Source organism: Agromyces sp. P1_H4 (assembly GCF_056405255.1).
On record NZ_JBFUCL010000261.1, the window covers coordinates 1 to 5,403 of the forward strand.

General features: G+C 70.6%; 5 protein-coding genes. 3 read left to right on the forward strand and 2 right to left on the reverse strand.

The window, feature by feature from the left end; all coding sequences use genetic code 11:
- Window positions 1-114 precede the first annotated feature (114 nt).
- Complete coding sequence (locus tag AC1DY2_RS14595) at window positions 115-1,980, reverse strand: phosphoenolpyruvate carboxykinase (GTP) (protein ID WP_476763080.1); 1,866 nt, start codon at window positions 1,978-1,980, stop codon at window positions 115-117.
- Window positions 1,981-2,108: 128 nt separating this feature from the next.
- Here AC1DY2_RS14595 and AC1DY2_RS14600 point away from each other — a divergent pair, with 128 nt between their 5' ends.
- From AC1DY2_RS14600 to AC1DY2_RS14610, 3 genes are all read left to right on the forward strand, one after another.
- Window positions 2,109-3,551, forward strand: a complete 1,443-nt coding sequence (locus AC1DY2_RS14600; RefSeq protein ID WP_476763081.1) for a helix-turn-helix domain-containing protein — start codon at window positions 2,109-2,111, stop codon at window positions 3,549-3,551.
- Between the two features lie 103 nt (window positions 3,552-3,654).
- Window positions 3,655-3,999 (forward strand): PadR family transcriptional regulator, encoded by a 345-nt coding sequence (locus tag AC1DY2_RS14605; protein WP_476763082.1) that lies wholly within the window; start codon window positions 3,655-3,657, stop codon window positions 3,997-3,999.
- Window positions 3,996-4,991, forward strand: coding sequence for a permease prefix domain 1-containing protein (locus AC1DY2_RS14610; RefSeq protein WP_476763083.1), 996 nt, complete (start codon window positions 3,996-3,998; stop codon window positions 4,989-4,991). The genes AC1DY2_RS14605 and AC1DY2_RS14610 overlap by 4 nt, the downstream gene beginning before the upstream one ends.
- Before the next feature lie 20 nt (window positions 4,992-5,011).
- On the opposite strand, the gene AC1DY2_RS14615 is transcribed toward AC1DY2_RS14610, so the two are convergent.
- Window positions 5,012-5,403 (reverse strand): SDR family NAD(P)-dependent oxidoreductase (locus tag AC1DY2_RS14615; RefSeq protein WP_476763084.1); only part of this gene is annotated, 392 nt, incomplete at its 5' end.

The window sequence follows — 5,403 nt, forward strand, 5'->3', positions numbered from 1 at the left end:
GACGCGGATGACGGATGCCGCGGACGCGGCGCCTTCCCGTGCGCGCACGCCCGCGGCATCCGTCAACCGCACGTCGGTGCCCCCCGGCGGACCGGGGCGCACCGTCGTGAGCAGCTAGGCGTCCTGGTGCTGCAGGTGGTACCGGAGGCTCGCGAGCTCCGCCTTGAGCGCGGCGGGCACGCGGTCGCCGAACTGCGCGAAGTACTCCTCGGTGAGGTCGCACTCGGCCAGCCACGAGTCTCGGTCCACGTCGAAGAGCTGCTCGAGCGCGTCGTCCGTGATCTCGATGCCGTCGAGGTCGAGCGAGTCGGATGCCGGGAGCAGGCCGATCGGCGTCTCCACCGCGTCGGCGCCGCCCTCGATGCGCCCGACGATCCACTCGAGCACGCGCGAGTTCTCGCCGAATCCGGGCCAGAGGAACGAGCCGTCGGCGCCCTTGCGGAACCAGTTCACCTGGAAGATCTTCGGCGCGTGGTCGCCGAGGACGCGGCCCATCTTCACCCAGTGACCCCAGTAGTCGGCCATGTTGTAGCCGCAGAACGGCAGCATCGCGAACGGGTCACGACGCAGCTCGCCCACGGTGCCCTCGGCTGCGGCGGTCTGCTCGGAGGAGATGGTCGCGCCCATGAACACGCCGTGCTTCCAGCTGCGCGCCTCGGCGACGAGGGGCACGTTGGTGGCCCGACGCCCACCGAAGAGGATCGCGTCGATCGGCACGCCGTCGTGCGCGTCCCAGTCGTCGGAGATCTGCGGGCACTGCGCCGCCGCCACGGTGAACCGGGAGTTCGGGTGAGCAGCGGGGCGACCGGATGCCGGGGTCCACGGGTGCCCCTCCCAGTCGGTGAGCTCGGCCGGCGCCTCGTCCGTCAGCCCCTCCCACCAGACGTCGCCGTCGGGACGGAGTGCCACGTTCGTGAAGATCGTGTTGCCCCAGAGGGTCTGCACGGCGGTCGGGTTCGTGGTCTCGCCCGTGCCGGGCGCGACCCCGAAGAACCCCGCCTCGGGGTTGATCGCGTAGAGGCGGCCGTCCTCGCCCGGTCGCATCCAGGCGATGTCGTCGCCGATGGTCTCGACGCGCCATCCGGGGATCGTGGGCTGCATCATCGCGAGGTTGGTCTTGCCGCAGGCCGACGGGAACGCCGCGGCGACGTGGTACACCTTGCCGGCGGGGGACGTCACCTTGATGAGCAGCATGTGCTCGGCGAGCCAGCCCTCGTCGCGGGCCATGACACTCGCGATGCGGAGCGCGAAGCACTTCTTCGCGAGCAGCGCGTTGCCGCCGTAGCCCGAGCCGTACKACCAGATCTCGCGCGAGTCGGGGAACTGCACGATGTACTTCGTCTCGTTGCAGGGCCAGTCGACCTCGGCGCGGCGGTGGCCGACCCCGTCGACGAGCGGGTAGCCGACCGAGTGGATGGTGCGCACCCACGGCTCCCCCGCCTCGATGAGGCGGTACACGGACTCGCCCATGCGGGTCATGATGCCCATCGAGAGCACGACGTACGGCGAGTCGGTGATCTCGACGCCGAGCTGCGAGATGGGGCCGCCGAGCGGGCCCATCGAGAACGGCACGACGTACATCGTGCGGCCCTTCATGGAGCCGTCGAAGACGTCGAGCAGCTCGGTGCGCATCTCGCGGGGATCGCGCCAGTTGTTCGTGGGGCCGGCGTCCTCCTCGTAGGTGGAGCAGATGAAGGTGCGGTCCTCGACGCGGGCGACGTCGCCGGCGTCGGTGCGCGCGAGGTAGCTGTTCGGGCGCCACTCGGGGTTCAGCTTCACGAGCTTGCCCTCGGCGACCAGCTGCTTGGTGAGCAGGTCGGCCTCGTGCTTGGAGCCGTCGCACCAGACGATCTCGTCGGGCTTGGTGAGCGCGGCGATCTCGTCGACCCAGGCACGGAGGGCGGGGTCGGTGGTGCCGCGCTGCGCGTGCTCGGATGACTCGGAGCCGGAGGTTCCGATCGAGAACTCGGAGATCGTCATCGTCGTCCCTTTCGTGGGTTCCCGACCGGGGGCCGGATTGGTTCGTACTTCAAGGATGCGACGGTTTGCGGCATCCGTTCGATCCAAATGACCGTTAAGAACGCACGTTCTTTCGCTATCCTTAAGCCATGAAAGCCGGCACGCCCGACCTCGCCACCCTCGGACACCGCATCCGCCACTTCCGCGGCGAGCGCGGACTGACCCTCGACCAGCTCGGCGAGGCCGTGGGGCTCGCCGGCAGCCAGCTGTCCCTCATCGAGAACGGCAAGCGCGAGCCGAAGCTCTCGACGCTCGACGCCCTCGCGGCCGCACTCGACGTCGAGCTCGCCGACCTGCTCGCGCGCGAGGCGCCGAGTCGACGCGCCGCCCTCGAGCTCGAGCTCGGCCGCGCGCAGTCGAGCGCCCTCTACGCGACGCTCGGACTTCCGGCCGTGCGGCCCGGCCGGGGCATCAGCGACGAGACGCTCGAGGCCATCGTGGGCCTGCACCGCGAGCTCCAGCGCCGCGCGAGCGAGGCGATCGCGACGCCCGAGGAGGCCCGTCGCGCGAACACCGACCTGCGCGAGCGCATGCGCGACCAGGACAACTACCTCCCGCACATCGAGCAGCTCGCGGAGGAGCAGGTGCGCGCCTCGGGCCACCGCACCGGCGCGCTCACCCACCGCGAGGTGAGCGTGATGGCCGAGCGGCTCGGCTTCCAGCTCATCTACGTCAGCGACCTGCCGGACTCGACGCGGTCCATCACCGACCTCGCCAACGGCCGCATCTACCTGCCGCCCGCGTCCATCCCGGGTGGTCACGGACTGCGTTCCATGGCCCTGCAGGCGATGGCGCACCGCCTTCTCGGGCACACCCCGCCGGCGAGCTACGACGAGTTCCTCTGGCAGCGGCTGGAGATCAACTACTTCGCCGCCGCGTGCCTGATGCCGCAGGAGGCATCCGTCGCCTTCCTCCAGCAGGCCAAGAAGGAGAAGCGACTCGCCATCGAGGACTTCCGCGACGCGTTCGGCGTCACCCACGAGGCGGCCGCGTTGCGCTTCACCAACCTCGCGACCAGCCACCTCGACATGACCCTGCACTTCCTGCGGGTCGCGGGAGACGGCGCGCTGCTGAAGGGCTACGAGAACGACGGGCTCGTGCTGCCGACCGACGTCACCGGCTCGATCGAGGGGCAGTGGGTGTGCAAGAAGTGGAGCGCCCGCACGGCCTTCGAGCACACCAACCGCACGACCGAGAACTACCAGTACACCGACACCCCTGCGGGAACCTTCTGGTGCGCCACGCAGACCGGGCGCACGGATGCCGCGGAGTTCTCGATCACGGTGGGCGTGCCGTTCGCGCAGGCGAAGTGGTTCCGCGGGCGCGAGACCACGCTGCGGGCGGTGTCGACGTGCCCCGACGAGGGATGCTGCCGGCGCGCGCCGAACGGACTCGCCGAGCGCTGGTCGGGCCGCGCCTGGCCGAGTGCGCGCCTGCACGCGCACGTGCTCTCGCCGCTGCCCTCGGGCACCTTCCCGGGCGTCGACGACGCCGAGGTGTACGCCTTCCTCGAGGCCCACGCCGACCAGTAGTGGCATCCGCGGCCTGACGTCGCCTCGGCGCGCCGCCCAGCCCTGCTGCGGCACTTCGATGTGTGTCTTGCAATAGTGTGTGACACACAGTATCGTGTGACGCATGACCACTGATGAGACGACGGCCGGCCACATCCAGGAGCTGCGACGCGGCACCGTGGTGCTCGCCTGCCTCGTGCGCCTGCGCCGGCCCGACTACGGGTACGCGCTCCTCGAGTCGCTGAACGCGCTCGGCATCCTCGTCGACGCCAACACGCTCTACCCGCTCCTCCGGCGCCTCGAGAAGCAGGGCCTGCTCGTCAGCGAGTGGAACACCGACGAGGCGCGACCCCGCAAGTTCTACCGCACCAGCCCCACCGGCGAGGCCCTCGCCGAGGTCCTCACCACCGACTGGCGCCGTGTCGACGACGCCCTCACCAGACTCACCACCACAGGAGACGAACGATGACCACCCTCACCGACCGCTACGTGTGGGCCGCGGCCCGCAGCGTGCCGGAAGCCCAGCGCACCGAGCTCGAGCGCGAACTGCGCGAGCGCATCGGCGACGAGACCGACGCGCTCGTCAAGAGCGGGCGCTCGCCCATCGACGCCGAACGCGCGGCCCTCACTGAGCTCGGCGACCCGGTCGCACTCGCGGCCCGCTACGTCGACCGCCCGCTGCAGCTCATCGGTCCGCGCTATTACCTGGTGTGGTGGCGCCTGCTGAAGCTGCTCCTCGCGGTCGTGCTGCCGTTCGCGGCCCTCGGCATCGCGATCGCGAAGGCCGTGGCGGGTGCCGACATCGGCGAGATCATCGGCTCGGCGATCGGGCTCACGATCTCGGTCGCGGTGCACATCGGTTTCTGGACGACGCTGATCTTCGCCGTGCTCGAGCGCACCCCGGCCCCGGCCGGCCGGCGCGGCATCGACGCCCCATGGACGCTCGACATGCTGCCCGCCCTGCCCGAGCCCGCGAAGGCGTCTCGGCGCGGCGAGCTGATCGCCTCGGTCGTGATGCTCGTGGTGTTCGCGGGCCTCATCGTGCTCCAGCAGTTCGGCGTGCCCTGGGTGGACGACCTCGAGTCGGTGCCGCTGCTCGACCCGGCGCTGTGGAGCTTCTGGCTGCCGTACTTCCTCGGGCTGATCGTGCTCGAGATCCTCTTCGCGTTCGCCCTCTACGCCTGGGGCTGGAACTGGTGGCTCGCCGGGGCCAACCTGGTGCTCAACGTCGCGTTCGCGGTGCCGGCACTGTGGCTCTTCCTCACCGGGCAGCTCCTCAATCCGGCCGCGCTCGGCGCCATGGACTGGCCGTGGGGCGAGTCGGGCCCGATCATCGTCACCATCATCGTGGTCGTGGTCATCGCGGCCGCCGCGTGGGACGTGGTCGACGGCGGCATCAAGGCCTGGCGCGCCACGAGCGGCCGTCGCGCCGGAGTCGACTCCCAGCCCGTCGCCGCCTGACCCGACGATCCGGATGCGGCCTACTTCGGCTGCATCCGGATCGCGCCGTCGAGGCGGATCACCTCGCCGTTCAGCATCGGGTTCGCGATGATCGACCGCACGAGCGCGGCGTACTCGGCGGGGTGTCCCAGCCGGGACGGATGCGGCACCTGGGCCTCGAGGGAGGCGCGCACGTCGTCGGGCATGCCGGCCATCATGGGCGTCTCGAAGATGCCGGGCGCGATCGTCACGACACGGATGAGCAGCTTCGACAGGTCGCGGGCGATCGGCAGCGTCATGCCGGCGACCGCGGCCTTCGACGCGGAGTAGGCGGCCTGCCCGATCTGCCCGTCGAACGCCGCGACCGATGCGGTGCTCACGATGACGCCGCGCTCGGCCGTCGCCGGGCCGCCGGGCACCGACCCCTCGACGG